This is a genomic window from Burkholderia sp. RS01 (genome assembly GCF_039748055.1).
GTDB lineage: Bacteria > Actinomycetota > Actinomycetes > Actinomycetales > Micrococcaceae > Arthrobacter.
Genome location: NZ_JBDLAK010000002.1, coordinates 1 through 17,783, shown reverse-complemented (window position 1 = coordinate 17,783; position 17,783 = coordinate 1). Strand labels below are relative to the sequence as shown.

Annotated in this window: 17 protein-coding genes; 11 read left to right on the top strand and 6 right to left on the bottom strand. The window is 67.0% G+C overall.

Going from position 1 to position 17,783, the window contains the following annotated elements:
• Positions 1-53 precede the first annotated feature (53 nt).
• Entirely contained in the window at positions 54-1,430 is a 1,377-nt protein-coding gene (locus ABFP37_RS02050) for a sensor histidine kinase (RefSeq protein ID WP_078029796.1), read from the bottom strand.
• Positions 1,423-2,994 carry a BTAD domain-containing putative transcriptional regulator gene (locus ABFP37_RS02045; RefSeq protein WP_078029797.1) on the bottom strand — a complete coding sequence of 524 codons (1,572 nt, stop codon included), beginning with the start codon at positions 2,992-2,994 and terminating at the stop codon, positions 1,423-1,425. Before ABFP37_RS02045 ends, ABFP37_RS02050 begins: the two co-directional genes overlap by 8 nt.
• Positions 2,995-3,527: 533 nt before the next feature.
• Here ABFP37_RS02045 and ABFP37_RS02040 point away from each other — a divergent pair.
• The 4 genes from ABFP37_RS02040 (at position 3,528) to ABFP37_RS02025 (ending at position 6,864) form a co-directional block, all read left to right on the top strand.
• Entirely contained in the window at positions 3,528-5,126 is a 1,599-nt protein-coding gene (locus ABFP37_RS02040) for a HAMP domain-containing sensor histidine kinase (RefSeq protein ID WP_078029798.1), read from the top strand.
• Positions 5,123-5,956, top strand: a complete 834-nt coding sequence (locus ABFP37_RS02035; RefSeq protein ID WP_347032584.1) for a response regulator transcription factor — start codon at positions 5,123-5,125, stop codon at positions 5,954-5,956. Before ABFP37_RS02040 ends, ABFP37_RS02035 begins: the two co-directional genes overlap by 4 nt.
• Before the next feature lie 70 nt (positions 5,957-6,026).
• Positions 6,027-6,491: a hypothetical protein gene (locus tag ABFP37_RS02030; RefSeq protein WP_347032583.1), complete on the top strand. Its 465-nt coding sequence runs from the start codon at positions 6,027-6,029 to the stop codon at positions 6,489-6,491.
• 52 nt (positions 6,492-6,543) lie between these two features.
• Positions 6,544-6,864, top strand: coding sequence for a hypothetical protein (locus ABFP37_RS02025; RefSeq protein ID WP_347032582.1), 321 nt, complete (start codon positions 6,544-6,546; stop codon positions 6,862-6,864).
• A 38-nt stretch (positions 6,865-6,902) separates the two neighbouring features.
• Here the strand turns inward: ABFP37_RS02025 and ABFP37_RS02020 are convergent, their stop codons facing one another.
• Positions 6,903-7,298: a hypothetical protein gene (locus ABFP37_RS02020; RefSeq protein ID WP_347032581.1), complete on the bottom strand. Its 396-nt coding sequence runs from the start codon at positions 7,296-7,298 to the stop codon at positions 6,903-6,905.
• A 130-nt stretch (positions 7,299-7,428) separates the two neighbouring features.
• On the opposite strand from ABFP37_RS02020, the gene ABFP37_RS02015 reads away from it, so the two are divergent.
• Positions 7,429-8,352 (top strand): phosphatase PAP2 family protein, encoded by a 924-nt coding sequence (locus ABFP37_RS02015; protein WP_078029802.1) that lies wholly within the window; start codon positions 7,429-7,431, stop codon positions 8,350-8,352.
• 79 nt (positions 8,353-8,431) lie between these two features.
• On the opposite strand, the gene ABFP37_RS02010 is transcribed toward ABFP37_RS02015, so the two are convergent.
• Positions 8,432-8,983, bottom strand: coding sequence for a DoxX family protein (locus tag ABFP37_RS02010; RefSeq protein WP_347032580.1), 552 nt, complete (start codon positions 8,981-8,983; stop codon positions 8,432-8,434).
• A 280-nt stretch (positions 8,984-9,263) separates the two neighbouring features.
• Between ABFP37_RS02010 and ABFP37_RS02005 the strand changes: the two genes are divergently transcribed.
• Entirely contained in the window at positions 9,264-10,187 is a 924-nt protein-coding gene (locus ABFP37_RS02005; RefSeq protein WP_185982200.1) for a D-glucuronyl C5-epimerase family protein, read from the top strand.
• 260 nt (positions 10,188-10,447) lie between these two features.
• Positions 10,448-11,323: a methyltransferase domain-containing protein gene (locus ABFP37_RS02000; RefSeq protein WP_347032579.1), complete on the top strand. Its 876-nt coding sequence runs from the start codon at positions 10,448-10,450 to the stop codon at positions 11,321-11,323.
• A 40-nt stretch (positions 11,324-11,363) separates the two neighbouring features.
• Here ABFP37_RS02000 and ABFP37_RS01995 read toward each other — a convergent pair whose 3' ends face one another.
• The gene (locus ABFP37_RS01995; RefSeq protein WP_347032578.1) at positions 11,364-12,575 is read right to left on the bottom strand and encodes an MFS transporter; all 1,212 of its coding nucleotides are present in this window, start codon (positions 12,573-12,575) and stop codon (positions 11,364-11,366) included.
• A 201-nt stretch (positions 12,576-12,776) separates the two neighbouring features.
• Between ABFP37_RS01995 and glgX the strand changes: the two genes are divergently transcribed.
• The 4 genes from glgX (at position 12,777) to ABFP37_RS01975 (ending at position 17,346) form a co-directional block, all read left to right on the top strand.
• Positions 12,777-15,089: a glycogen debranching protein GlgX gene (gene glgX, locus ABFP37_RS01990; protein WP_078029806.1), complete on the top strand. Its 2,313-nt coding sequence runs from the start codon at positions 12,777-12,779 to the stop codon at positions 15,087-15,089.
• Between the two features lie 199 nt (positions 15,090-15,288).
• Positions 15,289-15,516 (top strand): hypothetical protein, encoded by a 228-nt coding sequence (locus tag ABFP37_RS01985; RefSeq protein ID WP_078029807.1) that lies wholly within the window; start codon positions 15,289-15,291, stop codon positions 15,514-15,516.
• A 261-nt stretch (positions 15,517-15,777) separates the two neighbouring features.
• Positions 15,778-16,644 (top strand): hypothetical protein, encoded by an 867-nt coding sequence (locus ABFP37_RS01980; protein ID WP_347032577.1) that lies wholly within the window; start codon positions 15,778-15,780, stop codon positions 16,642-16,644.
• A gap of 24 nt (positions 16,645-16,668) precedes the next feature.
• Positions 16,669-17,346 carry a class F sortase gene (locus tag ABFP37_RS01975; RefSeq protein ID WP_347032576.1) on the top strand — a complete coding sequence of 226 codons (678 nt, stop codon included), beginning with the start codon at positions 16,669-16,671 and terminating at the stop codon, positions 17,344-17,346.
• Between the two features lie 13 nt (positions 17,347-17,359).
• Here ABFP37_RS01975 and ABFP37_RS01970 read toward each other — a convergent pair.
• Positions 17,360-17,783: integrase core domain-containing protein (locus tag ABFP37_RS01970; RefSeq protein WP_347032575.1), on the bottom strand; the 424-nt coding region annotated here is incomplete at its 5' end.

Here is a 17,783-nt window from a genome sequence, read left to right as displayed (position 1 = left end):
GTTTTACGCCGGCCCCCACGCCATTGGAGAGGTCGGCGGCTTATGGGCCGGCGCTAAGGCACCGGCTGCGGCACGTCCCGCAGGACAGCATCCATTTCTGCACCGAATCGGGCGATCACTGTGGTCCCTCGCCCGGGAGCGGACATTACCTGAAGTGTACCGCCGGCCTCGCCGATAGTGTCCTGCATGATGCGCAGGCCGAAGTGGCCTTCCGGCGACCCGAGGCTCTGGTCGAAACCGCAGCCGTCATCGTGGATGCGGATTTCGGCGCGGTTGCCGTCCTGGGTGAGCCGGAGCTGGGCTGTGGCCGCCTTGGAATGCTTGGCCGTATTGGCCAGGGCCTCCCGTGCCACGCGGTAGAACAGGGCGGCACGGTCCCTGTCCAGCTCGCACTTGGGCGGCAGCTCGAGTTCGAGGCTGATGCCGCGTTCCTCCAGCGGATCGCCCAGCCTCGCCAGTGCCCGGCTGAGCCCCAGCCTGTTGAGGTCCGGCGGATACAGTTCGGTGGTCATCGCCCGGAGGCTGCGGACGTTGTCCTGCAGGATCCTACGGGCGTCGGCGAAGAGCGCACGCTGCGGCGCGGGGCCGTGGCGTTCCTCGGATTCCAGCACGTAGGACAGGCCCGAAAGGTCCTGGATCACTTCATCGTGAAGATCCCGGGCAATGCGCTGGCGCTCCAGCTCCGAGGCCTCGATGGCCCGGCGGAGCAGGCGGCTCCGTGCCGCCTCGTACGCCTGAATCCTTCGGGCCAGCCGTACAGCCGGGAAAAGCTGTGCCAGCTGCAGCACGCCCAGGGCCAGGAGGAACGGCGGTGCCATGCCGAACAGGACCGAGGCCTGCTCTTCCCGGACTCCGTCGTCGTCATAGTAGGCCTCGAACACCAGCCGCTTGCCGTCCGGGGCGGTGACGGGCACATAGACCTCCACCAGCTCCTGCTGGGCCGCATCGGGCGTGTTCACCTCGTCCTTCTGCACCTCAAGGTTGGCCGGCACGTGACCTCCAGCCAGCACCTCCGTGGCCTCATGCGGAAGTTCGAACTTCTTGCCGATCAGCTTCGGGTCGTCCGAGTACACAATGCGCCCGTCCTTGTCCCACAGCCGGATCTCGAAAACCGAGGTTTCCCCCATCCAAGGACGCAGACGTTCGTCAAGGCGCTCCACCGCCGTCGGGTTCCCCGAGAGGACTTCCTCGTCCAGCAGCGGCCCCACGACGTTGTTCGCCAGGTGGTCGGTGGCGTCCTTCGAGTTCTGCAGGGCGTGGCTTTCGGCCTCGGACCAGATCCAGAAGGCCACCGGAGTGGTGACGATGACGAGGGCAACCAGGCCCATGAGCAGGAACCGCCGGACGGCCTTGAAGACCTCGGAATTCTCGGACGCCGGCGATTCAAACGGATGGAACAGGGCAGGCCTTCGAAGGGACGGCCTAGCCATGGGACGGCTGCTCAAGCATGCCGCGCCGTGACGCTTCCATTACCGATTCCAGCTGCGAATGGGTGCCCAGCTTGGCGAAGATTGCCTTCACGTAGCCGCGGCAGGTGTTAAGGGAGATGTCCAGCTTGCTGGCCACTTCCTTGGAGCCGTGACCGCCCGCCATCAGCCGAAGCACATCGAGCTCGCGCGGCGTCAGCACGGGTCCGCCCGGTTCCATGGTCCGAACGGCCGGAGCCGGCTTTGGCGTGCTCATGCCCAGCTGGGCCACGAGGGACGGGTGGACCACCATGTTCCCGGCCCGCGCATACCGGAGCGTATCCAGCAGCGTGGACAGCGAGCCGCCCTTGGGCAGGAAGGCGCAGATGCCCATCGATGCCGCGGTCCGCAGCGCCTCCGGGGTCGGGTCGCCGGTCAGCATCACGATCCGGGTGTCCGGTGCATCGGCCAGGATGCGGGCAGCGGCGGTGAGGCCGTCGCCGTCGGGCAGGTGGTAGTCCATGATGACGACGTCGGGCTTGAGCGCCATGCTCTGCTCCACGCCGCTCTTGGCGGTGGTGGCCGAGGCCACGCTCCGGAGGTCCGGCTCGCGGTCCAGGGCGGCGGTCAGCAGCTCGGTGAACGTGCTGTGGTCGTCGATGGTCAGGATGCTGATTTCCCGGGTGCTCTGCACGGACAGCGCCGGCAGCGGCGAGTCGCCGTCGGACATCTCAGAAGTGTCGGCTTCGCTGGCGGCGGTGGCCTGCAGCAGCCTGGCATGGGCATCGCGGAGGGCACGTCCCGGCAAGCAACCGATCTCCTGGTCCATGACCCGGCGGCAGCGGCCGTAGGCCCGCAGCGCTTCCATGTACTGGCCGGATTCCTCCAGACCCAGGACCAGTGCGGTCCAGGCCCGCTCGTTGATGGGATCGTCCAGCAGCAGTTCGCTGGCCAGGGCCACGGCGCGTTCGGGCTGCCCCACGGTGACGGCAGCTTCGGCGGCACGGGCCTTGATGCTGGCAACACGGGCCGAGTGCAGTCCGCGTTCCTCTTCCGCCCAGCCGGCCAGGAGCTCATCGCCGAGCAGCGGCACCGAGGCGATCTCCAGTGCCTTCTCCAAGAGCCGGAAGGACTCCTCCGGGTTGGCGTGCCCGGCCTGCTTCAGGAGGTCATCGAACCGGTCCAGGTCAAGGTCAACCATGGTGCGGTCAATCATGTAGCCGCCGGTGACCGTGCGGAGCGCGCCGCCCTTGCCGGAGCCCGGCTGCAGGTGGCGGCGGAGGACGCTGACGTAGCTTTCGAGGGTGGACAGGGCCTCGGCCGGAGGCTGCCCGTTCCACAGGACGTCGATCAGGTGGTTCTTGGAGACCGGTGTGCCCAGCTTGAGCAACAGGATCTCGAGCACCTGCCGGGGTTTGGGACCGCCCAGCTCATGGGACCCGATGACCGCGTTGCCGCGGCGGACCCGGAGCGGACCCAGGATGTTGATGGCCAGCCGTGCTGACTGCCCACCCTCCAAAGTCGGCGGGTACTCGTCTTCGCGTGCCCGACCCGACCAGCGAGTGTCCTCTGCAACTGTCTGAACCATCTTGTGCACCTACTATCCCCATGAACTGCATTCCCCATGAATGGCTTGTCCTCATACTTGTCACTCGGCCAAGTAGGGGCACGAGTAGCGAGTACTCGATTTTTGCTGAGGGGACTACTTGGATGCTTTTGCGTCCTGGTGCGAGCACCTGTCTTTGGCGCCCCGGCGCGACCCTAAGTACTTGGGGTTTGGCACCCGTTGGGGGTGCAGAAACACCAAGTTTTTCCCAAGAACACGGGGCTAGTTTCGTATTACCGCAGTTCCAGCGGTGGTACGGCGATCCTCGCCCCCGGAGGACCGCCAAATAACCATGAAATGGGTGATCCAATGACACGGACCATGGCCGTGGCGGGTACAACCAAGTATTCCGAGTACCCGGCGTTGAGGGGCGTTCCGGGCGACTTCCGCGGCCAAAGATTTTTTGCCGAACGGGCAATTTCATGTTCGGCGTTAACCTACCCGCAGGTAATCCGGCGGCAGATACCCGCACAGGTGGCCCCGCCGGCACTCCGTCGACGTCCACAGGCAGAACAATGAACCCGGCCAGCGCGCTGCGGGCGGAGGTCCACTCCGTCCGGTTCCGGGTGCTGGCGACACTGCTGGTGTTCATGGCCGTAGGGCTTTTCGTCTCGGGCGCATTCACCCACGCCGCGCAGCTTAAAAACCTCAATGAGCACGTCAACCAGGAACTCCAGATGCCCAGCAAGAACCTGGACCGTCTGGCGCAGCGGGGCCGGCCGAACACCGGCGGTGCGGCATACTCCTCTCTGGAGGAGCTGTTCACCACCTACCTGCGGGGCGGGTCGCCCGGTGGCTCCGAGTCCGTCATGACCATGGTCCGCGGCGGCAGCATCATCCTGCCCATCGGGAAGCAGCCCACCAAGCTGAATTCGCAGCCGGTCATCCAGCGCGTCTGGGAGTGGCGGGTTCCCGGCCAGACGGTCCTGAGGGACACGCAGATTGACGGCAGGCAGGTCAGGCTCGCCATCACGTCCGTCTCGGTGAAGGGCCGCCCCGACCAGGGGCTGATGGTGGTCTCCAACGAGATCGGTGCACAGCGCCAAGAAATCATCCAGTCCATGTGGATCTACGGCCTTGCGTCGTTGGCAACGCTGGCGCTGGCGGGCGTGGTGGGGTACCTGGTCACCGGACGGCTGCTGAGTCCTGTCCGGCGGCTGCGGGAGGCGACCCAAGGCACCACGTTCGAGGACCTCACCAAGCGCGTCGAGGTGCCGGCCAGCACGGACGACGTCGCCCAGCTGGCCATGAACTTCAACCACATGCTGGAGCGGCTGGAGTCCGGCTTCGAGAACCAGCGCCGCTTCGTCCACGATGTCAGCCACGAACTCCGGACACCCATGACCATCATCCGCGGCTACCTGGAACTGCTCCGCGCCGGCGATCCGGCTGACGTCGACCAGACACGGGATTTGCTCCTGGACGAGCTGGACCGGATGCAGGAGCTCGTGGATGACCTGCTGATCCTGGCCCGCAGCGGCCGTCCAGACTTCATTTCCCCGGATTGGATCGAAACCGACGTCTTCCTGGTAGCCGCGCTGAACCGCGTCAAGGTCCTCGGCGAACGCCGCTGGCAGCTGGATGCCCAGCCAGGAGGCCTGGTCCATGCGGACCGGCGCCGGCTGACGCAGGCCGTCGAGCAGCTCGCGGCGAACGCCGTGAAGCACACGTCGGAGACGGACCGGATTTCGGTGGGGGCTGCTTGGGCGGAGAACGACGACGACGACGCTCAGCACGGCCCGCGGCCCGGCCTCGCCAAAAACCTGGAGATCTGGGTCGCGGACACCGGGGCGGGCATTCCCGCCGAGGACCACCAGCGCATCTTCGAGCGGTTCGGGAAGGGCACGAATTCCGCCGGCACCGAGGGCTCGGGCCTGGGCCTGTCCATCGTCAAGGCCATTGCCGAGGCCCACGGCGGCACGGTCCGGGTGGAATCCGAGGTGGGCAAGGGGAGCCGCTTCGTGCTGGTCATTCCGTCCGGAGGCGGCGACAGCAGCGGCGGCGAAGAAGCCAGCGGTGAGGCGGACAGCACAGCCGGAAAGGCCGTCCAATTGCACGTGAGGAGGCCGTCGTCGGGCGCTACGATCCTGACCCAGGCCGGAGGCAAGCCGTGACGCGGATCCTGATCGCCGACGACGAGGTCCGCATTGCGGCGTTCCTCGCCAAGGGCCTCACAGCCGCCGGTTACACCACCACCCAGGTGTTCGACGGGGTGAAGGCGCTGGACTATGCCACCTCCGGCGAGTTCGACCTCCTCATCCTGGATATCGGGATGCCGCGGATGGACGGCCTGTCGGTCCTCAGGAACCTCCGGGCCATGCACTCCACGGTTCCGGTGATCGTCCTGACGGCGGCAGACAGCCTGGAAAACACGGTGGCAGCGCTCGACGGCGGGGCGGACGACTACATGACCAAGCCGTTCAGGTTCGAAGAGCTCCTCTCCCGCGTCAAGCTGCGGCTGCGCGGGACCCAGGGCATCACCGCCACGCCGGCCCTCGTCTGCGGAGACCTGACCCTGGACGTGAACCTGCGCACCGCGGAAATCAGCGGACGCGTGATCGACCTGTCCGCGCGGGAGTTTGTCATGGCGCGGACCTTCATGGAGAACGCAGGCAGGGTTTTGAGCCGCGAGCAGCTCCTCAGCCGCGTGTGGGGTTACCACTTTGAAGGTTCCTCGAACGTCGTGGACGTCTACGTCCGGTATCTGCGGCACAAGCTCGGCGCGGAACGCATCCAGACCATCAGGGGCGTGGGCTACCGCCTCATGTGCACGCCGGCACCACAGGCGGAAACCCACGCTGGCACCGAAACCGGCGGCGAAGCCGATGCTGAAACGGGCGCCGAAACCGGGGAAACCGAAGGCTCCGGTGACCCGTACGGGGACGTATCCGGCAACAAAGACCGCAACGGCGACCCCAACGGCCAGGAGCGTGCGGCCGTCTAGCGGCGCATGAGAAGACTCTCATCCGCGTCTAATACTTGCCTCACCTTCGCACCTCAGAGTGGAAACACCAATGAGGGAAGGCAAGCCGATGAAGAAGTGGTCGTTGCTGAGCATTCCGCTGGTCGGGCTTGCCAGCATTTCGGTCTGGGCCCAGGCCGTCGCCGGGGCACCGGCTGACCAATTCTCCGGCGTGGTAGTGCGCGAGCCGGTACTCCGCGACTCTAAGCGCCCCGGCCAGGTCCCGATTCCCCAGCCCAATGCCACCTCACCCACGCTCAAGTCCGGCCCGCTCAGCCCCGCCACCTCGCCTGCCACAAAGGCCGCCGAGGCGCCGGACGCCACTCCGGAAGACGGCGTCATCGTGGAGCGCGTGGAACCGGCGCAGGTCACCTCCCCCGCGGTGCCTCCCACTGGCGACTCAACGTCCTCAACGGACGACTCATCGCACAGCAACGACTCGACGTCGGGCACCGTCCCCGACCACAACGGCGGTCTCTCCGGAAACAAAGGCACCGGAGGCGGCAGCAATGACTAAGCGCCCACGGCGGCAGCCTGAATCAGATTCCCCTCTCGTGAAGGAGCCCGTGATGCACACCGAATTTCGTGATCTGTACGAACCCATTCCGCCGGAGCGGCTGGGTCACGCCGGAGGGGGCCAACTCTTCCAGCCCTCAACCGTCAGCGTCGACGATTCGGAACTGCATCAACAGGTGCTGGACATCATCCAGAGTGTCCTGTCCACCGCCGACCCCCGGTCCGACGTCCGGCGCCGGCTGCTGCGCCACCTTGCGGAGAATCCGGGGCATCCGGAGCAGGCACTCCTTGATCACCTGCGGGACAGGAACCGCCGCGGCGGGCGCTCGCAGCGCACTCCCGGGCGCGGCCCAAGCATGGACCCGCACGCCTAGCGGCCCGCAGTTAGCGGAAGCACACAAAGCGGAGGCGATCAGAACAGCAGCAGCACAAAGCCGCCCACCGTGCACAGAATGCCCACCGCGGTGAGGATCCAGCCCAGGATCAGGACAGTGTTGTCATGCTTGGGAGGACCAAGGCTCCAGCGGGAGGGGTGGCAGAGGTCGTAGTGGAGGTCCACCTCGTTGCCTGCCACGAGTCCCCGCGCAACGTCGGCGTCCACGAGGGTCTGGCGCGGCACGTTGTCCTGGTCGGTCCAGCGGAATCCGGTGAATCCGCCGGCGGTGTAGACCTCGCCCGTGGTGCTGGTCCAGACGCAGCGCCGCCGGGCAATGATCAGGCCCCAGACGAGCAGCGGTACACCGGGAACAAACCCCACCCACGTCATCAGTTCAAGGATGGGCCCCAGCGCATCCACCAGTCCGGCCATGCTCCAACTCTATCGGCCGGCCGGCGTCGAAAGGGACGTTCCGGGCGTTAGTCCGCGGGGACAGACCGGTCCTCCGGGCACCCACCCGGCGGACAGGCGCCTCCCAGCAAACTGTGACACCCTTGTGACGATGACTTTCCAGCTCAGGGACCCCCGACGCAAGCAGGCAGCGGGCCGGACTCGCCTCGCCAGGGGCACCGGCTTCCTCTTTGCCGTGGCCACCCTGGCCTGCGCCACCGGGCTCGCGGCCACCTATTACTATTTTGTGCGCACCACCACGGGGCAGTTCATCGACGAGTCCGCACTGGTGGAGGCGGTGGCCATCCACGGGCCTGCCGGTAAGGTCACCACCCAGTTCCTGGACTGGCTCCCCACCATCTCACTGGTGATGGCCGCCGTCGTGGTTCTATTGGTGACGGTGATCCACCGCAGATGGCGGGCCGCGGGCATCGCGGTGACGGCATGCGTTGCGGCGAACATCGCCACCCAGGTGCTCAAGGAGCTGCTGCCGGTGCGGCCGTACCGGGGCGTGGAGACGCTGGAGCTGAACTCGCTGCCGTCCGGCCACACCACGTTGGCGGCGTCGGCGGCTGCCGCCGTGTTCCTGATGGCGTCGCCGCGGTGGCGTCCGCTGGCGGGTTTTGTGGGCGGCAGTTTCGCGATTGCGTCAGGGATGTCCACGCTGGTGAACCAGTGGCACCGGCCGGCGGATGTGGTGGCCGCGTTCCTGCTGGTGGGCTGTTTCATGATCCCGGCGGGCTGGCTGATCATCCGCAACGACAACCACGAGTGGAGTGTCTGGGACGGCTTTGGCGGGCACTGGGCCTCGGCCCGGCTGTGGGTCGCGCTGCCGGTGGTGCTGGGGCTGGCGTCGGCCGCGGTGGCCGTGTACTCGCTGATCAAGATCGCCCCGGGCCTGAGCCAGGAGGACAGCACCACCAACTACTTCTGGGCCGGCATTTCGCTGATCGTGATTGCGGGGTACCTGGCCACCGTGGCGACGACGTCGCTGTTCGCCTACGCGGCCCGACGGCGGGAATCAGCTGAGCGGTAGCCGCACCTCCCGCACTCCCCAACCCAACTAGGTCGCAGCTCGCGCAGTTATCAGCGCTGAAAACGGCGCGAACTGCTACTCAGTTGAGCGCCGCGGGAGCGGGTGCGGCCTCGTGCGACGAGCCCCTCCGGCCCGTGTGCGCGATGAGGACCAAGGCCGCCGAGATGAGGACCGCATTCTTCATCACGAATTCGCCGCTGGCGGTCAGCATGAGGGGGTCGCCCTGGGTGAACATGGCGTCCGGAGCCATCACAAAGGTCGCAAACGTTCCCGCCAGGTGCAGGGCCATGACCAGCAGCGTCAGGCGAACGAAGACCCCTGCCATGAGCATCGCCCCGAGGAGAACTTCCCCTGTGCCGAGCGTGACCACAACCAACTGGTCATTGCCGAACGGCAGGGTTTTGGCGATCAGTCCGGCCACAGGTGAGTTGCCGGTGATCTTCAGCCCGCCGAACCAGACGAAGACCACGCCGAGCACCACCCGCAGGAGGCGCAGCGCCACCGGCCTGAGTGCCTGGCAAGCCGACGCCTCCCACTTTTGTGCTTTGGCCGCGAGGCCGCGATCGCCTGCGGCCGTGATTCCGCCGGGCTGTGTTTGCGGGCGGCGCTTAGTGCTGCTTTCAAAAATCATCGGAACTCCTTCCTCGCTCAGCCGGACACGGTGCCCGGCAGTCCCCAGAGAAGTGTGTTCGAAGTGTGCGGGAACCCGCTTGGGGAAAACTTGGGCGGTCAGCCGGAGGGTGAGGCCCCTCGCCGTGCGGACAGCAGAGCACCGCTTGGGCGCCCCGCGACCGGGTAGCTCGGATGCGGGATCAACCTTGCTAGCATGGGCGCATCTTGACTTGAATAATGGGGGAATTCTTTTGCGCTTCCGTGGCTTTTCGCGTTCTGTTTCGGCTCTCAGTGCGGTTGTGGCGATTCTCCTGGCGGCCGGGGTGTCATCCCAGGCGGCACCGGTAAAGCTCACGTATGCCAATGCGGGCTACACCATAAACACGGCCCTCGGGTCGCCGTACATCGGCACCGCCGTGGTGCCTTTGACGGCAACAACATGGGGCACCGTGAACAGCCAGGGCGTGGTGCAGATCAAGATCAACAACGTGGCGGTGTACCACCCGGTCAACAGCGCCTGGTTCATCAACCAGATGATCTCTTCGTACCGGGTGACCAAAAACCGGGAGTATCTGCGGCGCGCCGAGGCCACCACACGGTACATCCTGTCGGGCTCGTTCTCCGATGCAAGCGGTGCCACGTGGTTTCCCTACAACTTCCGGCACACCCCGGGCAACAGGATTGACATGGGCCGGCCGTGGTATTCGGGAATGGCCCAGGGAATGATGCTCTCGACGCTCGTGAACCTTTATGAGACCACCGGGAACACCTATTGGAAGACCCATGCCGACCGCGTTTTCAAGTCCTACCAGGTGTCGAAACGGAACGGCCAGCCGTGGTTCAAGGACCAGGTCCTTGAGGGCAGCAAAATCTACGTGTGGTTCGAGGAGTACGTCGGCAAGGACATTCCCTCCTCGCGGGTCGTCAACGGGCACATTTACGCTGCCTGGGGAGCCTACGACTATTACCGGCTCACCAAGAATCCCACGTCCCAATTCATGTTCAACACCGCGGCAACAGCCATCCGCGACCACTTCAATGTGTACCGGCGCCCCGGAACCATCTCGTGGTACGCAGCCAGCGCCTACGGCCAGTACGTGTGGCGTACTCCCGCGACCTACCACAAGGGCGTGACCAGCCAGCTGGCCATTCTGGGTAGGCAGACTGGCGACCCCGTCTTCGCGAACCAGTCGGCACTCCTGAAGGCGGATTACCCGGGATAAGCGCCCCCTCAGTAAGCGGCCCACCCAGGGCAAGCGGGCCTCCGTCGCAAAAGCGCCCTCCCTGCCCGCCTCACCCAACTGAGTCGCAGCTGACGCGGTTCTGAGCCCTCAAAACGGCGTCACCTGCGACCTAGTTGGGCAGTTCGGTCCCGGTCTCCTTTACATCCCCTGCGCCGAAGCCCACAATAAGGCGCACCACAGCCTCCGCTGGGTCAGCAGCGCGCTGTCACCGAAACGTGCACCAGCAGAGGGGCGCCGACATGAATGACCACAAAGATGCAGCCGCAGCGGACCACGCCCTGAAGGAAAAGCACCGGGCCATGTGGGCGCAGGGCGATTACCCGGCCCTCGCCAGCGAGCTCATCCCAAACCTCGGAGCCATCCTCGTGGAGGCATGCGCGCTCAGGCCCCGCCAGCGGGTGCTGGACGTCGGCGCCGGCGCCGGCAACGCGGCAATTCCCGCGGCCCTGATGGGTGCCGAGGTGGTGGCCAGCGACCTCACCCCGGAGATGTTCGACGCCGGGCGCCGCGAGGCCGCCGATCGCGGCGTTGAGCTGGAATGGATCGAAGGGGACGCCGAGGCGCTTCCGTTCCCGGACAACGAGTTCGACGCCGTGATCTCCTGCCTGGGCGTCATGTTCGCCCCGCACCACCAGGCGGGCGCCGACGAACTGGTCCGGGTGTGCAAGCCGGGCGGAACCATCGGGCTGCTGAACTGGACGCCCGAAGGCTTTATCGGGCAGATGTTCAAAACGATGAAGCCGTTCTCTCCCCCGCCCCCGCCCGGCGCGCAGCCGCCCCCGCTGTGGGGAAGCGAGGACCACATCCGCGAGCTGTTCGGTGACAGCATCGCGGACATCCAGGCCCGGAAGCAGACGGTCACCGTCACCAGCTTTCACGAACCGGACGACTTCCTGCGGTACTTCAAGTCCCACTACGGCCCCACCATCTCCGTCTACAAGTCCCTCGCCGGCGACGCAGACAAAGTGAAAGCCCTGGACACAGCCCTCACGGAGCTCGCCGATGCCTTCAGCGACGCGCACGGCGATGCCCCGTCGCAGATGGACTGGGAATACCTGCTGCTCACGGCGCGGAAGACCCGGGAGGCCGGGCAAAGCCACAAGCAGGCCGGCTAAACGCCACAAGCCGGAGCAGGCAGGAGCCAGCAGGCGGGCGTCAGTAGTTCCGGCGGTGCTTGAGTTTGGGGAGGACGACGGCGAACACGCCTGCCGCCGCGAAGCCCAGGACGCCGGTGGCCGTCACGCCCGCGGCCAGCGAAGAGACGGCGGTGACCGCGGAGAGGAGCACGGGCCCGCCCGTGGATCCGGCGTCGGCGATGAACCGCCACAGTCCCAGGAACTGCCCGCGGCCGCGGTCGGGCGAGAAATCGGCGCCCAGGGTCATCACCAGGCCGGAGCTGATTCCGTTGCCAAAACCGATCAGCAGGGCCGCGAGCAGCAGGCCGGTGAACGCCGCGGTGAGCGGTATCAGCATCAGCGCTGTGCCCATGATGAGCGTGGACGGAATTGCCACCCACAGCCGCCCGCGCCGGTCCATCACCTTGCCCGCCGGGTAGAACACCAGCATGTCGATCGCCCCGGAAAGCCCGTACAGCAGCGAGGCCTGCGTCGCGTCGAGGCCCACATGGTCAGCCCACAGCGGGATGACCACCTGGCGTGATGCCCGCAGGGCGCTGAGCAGCAGGATCCCGGCGCCGGCGGTCAGGAACACGCCGGCGTGCGACACGGCCACGCCGCGCAGCGTGGGGTCCGGGCCGGCTGCGGAGGACGACGGCGCCACCACCAGGTCGGGGATGGTCACGGCCAGCACGGCCGCCGCCGCCATCCCGGCCACGCCCACCCAGTAGGCGCCGCTGATGCCGGCGAAATGCATCACCGCGGCCCCCACGAACGGTCCTATGAAGATGCCGATCCGGCTCACGCCGCCCAGCGTGGACAGGGCCCGCGCCCGGAACTCCACCGGCACGGCCTCGGTCAGGTACTTCTGCCGGGCCAGGCTGAAGACGCTCGCGGACATCCCGACGACGCCCATCGCCACGGCGAGCAGCCACAGCCCGTCCGGAATCATCAGGGACAGCCCGGCGGCCAGCAGCGCCAGCGCGCCCGCCGCGGCGGCGCCCACAATGGACCACCGCTCGCCGAACTTCAGCGTGATGAGGGACGCCGGGAGGTTGAAGAACCACGAGCCCAGGCCGATCAGCGTGACGATCAGGGCGGCCACGGCCACCGAGGCTCCCAGTTCGCGGGCGGACAGCGCCACCACGGGCAGGACCGCGCCCTCCCCGACGTTGAACAGCAGCGCCGGCCCGAACGCCGGAACAGCGATACTGCGGAGGCTGAAGGGCGGCGGGCTGTCTGGCGGAGTCATCCCTGCATCCTAGGCAGCCCGCCGTGCGGAGGCCCGCGGACTCCCCGGAAACGGACCGGCGGAGAGGCGAGGATCACAAATGCTTGGCGGCCGCACGGCGAAACTGCTTGGCGATTCTACTAAGTCTGCTTAGCATTGTCTCAGGGTATGGCGCGCGGACCCGGCCCTGACATGGACAACTGAACAGCCACAGGAGTGACCATGGAAGTCTGGCCGGGCCGCGCGTATCCGCTGGGTGCAACCTTCGACGGGGCGGGGACCAACTTCGCCGTGTTCAGCGAGGCGGCCAGGGCCGTCCAGCTGTGTTTGATGGCCGACGACGGCACGGAGTCCCGCGTGGACCTCGTCGAAGTGGACGGGTACGTCTGGCACTGTTACCTCCCGCAGGTCCAGCCCGGGCAGATGTACGGATACCGCGTGTACGGCCCGTACGATCCGCCCAGGGGCCAGCGCTGCAACCCGAACAAGCTGCTGCTGGATCCCTACGCCAAGGCCATCGCCGGGAAGATGGACTGGCATCCGTCGCTGTACTCGTTCAACGCCGGCGATCCGCTCTCCCGCAACGACCAGGACTCCGCCGCGCACACCATGCTGGGCGTGGTGATCAACCCGTTCTTCGACTGGGCCGGGGACCACCCGCCCAGGACCCCGTACCACCGCTCCGTCATCTACGAAGCCCACGTCAAGGGGCTCACGCAGCTGCATCCGGAGGTTCCCGAAGAGCAGCGCGGCACCTTCGCCGCCGTCGCGCATCCCGCCGTCATAACGCACCTGCAGATGCTGGGCGTGACCGCGATTGAGCTGATGCCCGTGCACCAGTTCGTCAACGACGGCGCGCTGCAGGAGAAGGGCCTGGGCAATTACTGGGGCTACAACACCATCGGGTTTTTCGCGCCGCAGAACACGTACAGCGCCATCGGAGAGATGGGCCAGCAGGTCCAGGACTTCAAGGCGATGGTCCGCTCACTACACCGTGCGGGGATCGAGGTGATCCTCGACGTCGTCTACAACCATACGGCGGAAGGGAACCACCTGGGCCCCACGTTGAGTTTCCGGGGCATCGACAACGCGGCGTACTACCGGCTGGTGGACGGCGCCAGGCAGCATTACGTGGACTACACCGGCACCGGGAACACGCTGAACGTGCGGCACCCGCATTCGCTGCAGCTGCTCATGGATTCGCTGCGGTACTGGGTCACGGAGATGCACGTGGACGGCTTCCGCTTCGACCTCGCCGCGGCGCTGGCCCGGGAGTTTTACGACGTCGACCGGCTCTCCACGTTCTTCGAACTGGTCCAGCAGGACCCCATCGTGTCGCAGGTCAAGCTGATTGCCGAGCCGTGGGATGTGGGGCCCGGCGGCTACCAGGTGGGCAACTTCCCGCCGCAGTGGACGGAGTGGAACGGCAAGTACCGGGACACCGTGCGGGATTTCTGGCGGGGCGAGCCGGCCACGCTGGGCGAGTTCGCGTCGCGCCTGACCGGCTCGTCGGACCTCTATGAGCGCTCGGGACGGCGGCCGGTGGCGTCCATCAACTTCGTCACCGCCCACGACGGTTTCACCATGCGGGACCTGGTCTCCTACAACGCGAAGCACAACGCCGCCAACGGGGAGGACAACCGGGACGGCGAATCGCACAACCGGTCGTGGAACTGCGGCGTGGAGGGGCCCACGGAGGACCCGGAAATCCGGAACCTGCGGGCCCGGCAGCAGCGGAACTTCATCGCCACCATGCTGCTCTCGCAGGGCGTGCCCATGATCCTGCACGGCGATGAGCTGGGCCGGACGCAGCTGGGCAACAACAACGTGTACTGCCAGGACTCGGAGCTGAGCTGGGTGAAATGGGACGAGGTGGACCAGCCGCTACTGGAGTTCACGGCCGCGGTGAACAGGCTGCGCGCCGCGCACCCCACGTTCCGCCGCAGCACGTTCTTCGACGGGCGGCCGGTGCGCCGCCTCGGCAAGGGCGAGAAGCTGCCGGACATCGTGTGGCTGAACGAGGACGGCACGGAGATGCTGCCGGAGGACTGGGGCCGCGGGTTCGGCCGGACCATCGGCGTGTTCCTCAACGGCGACGGGATCCAGGGCCGGGACGACCGCGGCCGGCAGATCACGGACGTGAACTTCCTGCTGTACTTCAACGCGCACGACGACGACATCAAGTTCACGCTTCCCGCCGGCGAGTTCGCGGCGTCCTGGGACATGGTGATCAACACCGCCGGGAACGGAGTGGAACGCGTGCCGCTCGTCGCCGGCTCGGTCCTCAAAGTGGCCGCGCGGTCCATGACGGTGCTCCGTGCGCGCGACCTGACGCGGCATGAGCCCAACCTGTCCATCGCGCCTTCCCTGGCCGTGCTGGCGCGGGGCCGCAGTGCTGAGCTGGCCGCTGAATCGGCGCCGTCAGGGACGCCCGCGGCGGGTACTGCAGCATCGCCGGCGCGGCGGGCGCGGCGCCCGCGGGGAACCCGCGGTGCCGGGCGGGCAGGGCGTGCGGGGAGCCCCGGGCGCGCGTAGTGTTTTAAGCGCAGCAGCTCTGCGCGCGGAGTGTGTCATACGGGGCAGTAGGACACGGGGAAATCACCTGGCCGAAACGGCGCGGCAACGTGGGGGCCCCATCCTGAAAGGGCGCCAACCGGCGCAGCGTGCCAGTGGACGCCAAAATGCCCGGGGCGCGCAGGGTCAAGGCGCAAGTAACGCCAGGATGGAGCCCGCCATGAACGAGGCAACGACGCGAAGGATCACCCACTGCGGTGACCTCTCACCCGGCGACGTCATCGAGGCCCGCCACAACGGCACCATGTATTACCAGGGGAAAGTCACGGAAACGGTGCCGATCCTCGGCATGTTCTGGATCCTCGACGCCCGGAGCGGGACCCGGAAGCTGCTGGATCCGCTGGCCTTCGAGGTGGTCCGGGCGCCGGAAACCCCCGCCGCGCAATGATTGCCGGCGGCGCGTTTGCCGGCGTAACGATTGCCTCAGTGCCGTTTGCTCTGTACTTTTAGCTCTCACAGCGATCTTTCGGACGGCATTCAGGTAATCCTGAGGTCTCGCCGTCTCACACCGGACGATCAGCGGCATGAGTGTCTCCTGTTTGGATCGTCCGGTCTCCACGGAAGAACCGCAATGAGCCCCTCGACCGCGCGCTGAAACCGCCGGGGGCCGTCCCGGCGGCCGCTTCGTGTTTCAGGAGATGCACACACCATGACCGCAGTATCGAAATGGGTCGCCGCTGGTTCGTCAGTGGCAGTTCTTGCCGGGGGGCTCTTTCTCGGTACACCGGCGGCCGTAGCCGCGCCCGGGGACGCCGCATGCCTGCAGGCTTCCTCGCAGTTCGAGGCCGCGCTGTCCGCCGCGGGCATCACCGAGGCATCGGTTACGCAGATCGACGCAACCTCACAAGCCGCGGCCACCGCGCAGGCAGCCTACGCCGCACTGGTCGAAGCGGCCTCTGCTGACGAGAGCGCCGCCGTCGCTGCCGCCATCGACGGCCTCGAAGCCGCCCGCGCCGCCGAAGACGCCGCCGAGGCAGCTGCGGAGGCCGCCGAGGATTCAGGCGACCCTGCTGCCATCGCGGCGGCAACGGCCGCTGCCGACGAGGCAGAAGCCGCGGCGGACGCCGCAGAGCAGGCCCTGCAGGATAGCCAGGACGCGTACAACGCCGCGATTGACACCCCGGAGATCCGCGACGCCCAGGGCGTGCTGGAGGCGGCAGCGCGCGACTTCGAAACGGCCCTGGCGGCCGTCTCCCTCGACGAGGCCTCTGCCGCAGGCATCACGGGACTCTTCGAGGCCTTCCTGACCGCCTGCGACGGCGTTGACCCCGCGGTCACCCCGCCCGGAAGTACGACGCCGGTAGTCACCAAACCGATCACGGCAGCACCCGCGGGGGCGGTCAACGCCACTCCGGTTGTGGCCACGAACAAGGGCCTGAACGTGCAGACGGCGGCCCATGCCGAACCCGGCGTTCACCCGGGCCTGGCGCTGCTGGCCGGGCTGCTCGCCGCCGGCATTGCTGTCCCCGCCACCGTGGCGCTGAGGATGCGCCGCCTGGAGCGGACCTCCAAATAGCTGAGCACAGCTAGCCGCACCGCCATGGACCCGCAGACCGTTGGACCGCACACCACGCCAAGCCGACTCCGGCCCCTCCGCCGGCGCTGGCTTGCGGTGCCCGCCGCCGGGCTCGCGGCCGTCCTGTTCCTGGCTCCGCTCACCGGCTGTGGCAGCCCCGCCGTCGGACAGCCAGGCTTCCCCACCGCCACCGCCAGCGCACTGGCCACGGTGCCTGGTCCGCGCACACCTGTACGGCCAGCGAAGCCTGCCGGACCGGCCGCCGCCGCGCCCACCCGGATCAGCATTAAGGCGGCGAACATCGATGTGAAGGTCCTGCCGCTGACGCCCAGCGCTGAGGAACTCTCGTCGGAGTCCCTGGTCCCGCCGCTCACGCTCGATGCCTACTGGCTGACCAACTACGGCGTGCCGGGCTCGGGCTCCAAGAACACCACGTACATCGCCGGGCACAGCTGGGACGGCAAAGAGGCACCCTTCAACCGGCTGAGCGACGAGTCCCTGGTGGGCAAGGCAGTCCGGGTCACCACGGCCAAGGGGTCCTTGGACTACGTGGTGGATTCGGTGATCACGCACCGCAAGGACACCCTCAAGGACAGCGACATCTGGAACATCGTGCCCAACAGGATCGTCCTGATCAGCTGCTACACCGAGGACCCGTGGGGCAAGAACGTGGTGGTCACGGCCTCCCCCGCCGCGCGCTAGGTGTACCCGGCCATTAGGTTAGTGACACTCGCGTGATCGGGGTGCTGTTGATGGCGGCGTGGATGCGTTCAGTGTTGTAGTAGTTCAGCCACGGGTCAAGCGCCGCAGCTCGTTCGATGTTGCTGGTAAATGGCTTGGCGTAGGCCCATTCGGCTGCCAGGGTCCGGTTGAAACGCTCGATCTTGCCGTTGGTCCACGGGCAGTGAGGTTTTATGAATCGCTGTTCGGCGCCGAGCTGTGCCGCGGCGGCCTTGAAAGCGGCGGACTTCCGGTAGGCGAAGGCGTTGTCGGTGATGATGCGTTCGATTGTCCTGATGCCCTGCGCTTTGAAGAACCCGGCGGCCCGGAGGAGGAATGCCGCCGCGGTCGGGCCTTTCTCGTCCGGGTGGATTTCGGCGTAGGCCAGGCGGGTGTGGTCATCGATGGCGGCGTGGATG

Coding starts and splice junctions, on each gene's coding strand:
- ABFP37_RS01995 (WP_347032578.1), bottom strand. CDS start 12,575: ATGACTCCGCCAGACAGCCCGCCGCCCTTCAGCCTCCGCAGTATCGCT.
- ABFP37_RS01980 (WP_347032577.1), top strand. CDS start 15,778: ATGACCGCAGTATCGAAATGGGTCGCCGCTGGTTCGTCAGTGGCAGTT.
- ABFP37_RS02015 (WP_078029802.1), top strand. CDS start 7,429: ATGACTTTCCAGCTCAGGGACCCCCGACGCAAGCAGGCAGCGGGCCGG.
- ABFP37_RS02050 (WP_078029796.1), bottom strand. CDS start 1,430: ATGGCTAGGCCGTCCCTTCGAAGGCCTGCCCTGTTCCATCCGTTTGAA.
- ABFP37_RS02025 (WP_347032582.1), top strand. CDS start 6,544: ATGCACACCGAATTTCGTGATCTGTACGAACCCATTCCGCCGGAGCGG.
- ABFP37_RS02045 (WP_078029797.1), bottom strand. CDS start 2,994: ATGGTTCAGACAGTTGCAGAGGACACTCGCTGGTCGGGTCGGGCACGC.
- ABFP37_RS02020 (WP_347032581.1), bottom strand. CDS start 7,298: ATGGCCGGACTGGTGGATGCGCTGGGGCCCATCCTTGAACTGATGACG.
- ABFP37_RS01975 (WP_347032576.1), top strand. CDS start 16,669: ATGGACCCGCAGACCGTTGGACCGCACACCACGCCAAGCCGACTCCGG.
- ABFP37_RS02030 (WP_347032583.1), top strand. CDS start 6,027: ATGAGGGAAGGCAAGCCGATGAAGAAGTGGTCGTTGCTGAGCATTCCG.
- ABFP37_RS02000 (WP_347032579.1), top strand. CDS start 10,448: ATGAATGACCACAAAGATGCAGCCGCAGCGGACCACGCCCTGAAGGAA.
- ABFP37_RS02010 (WP_347032580.1), bottom strand. CDS start 8,983: ATGATTTTTGAAAGCAGCACTAAGCGCCGCCCGCAAACACAGCCCGGC.
- ABFP37_RS01985 (WP_078029807.1), top strand. CDS start 15,289: ATGAACGAGGCAACGACGCGAAGGATCACCCACTGCGGTGACCTCTCA.
- glgX (WP_078029806.1), top strand. CDS start 12,777: ATGGAAGTCTGGCCGGGCCGCGCGTATCCGCTGGGTGCAACCTTCGAC.
- ABFP37_RS02040 (WP_078029798.1), top strand. CDS start 3,528: ATGAACCCGGCCAGCGCGCTGCGGGCGGAGGTCCACTCCGTCCGGTTC.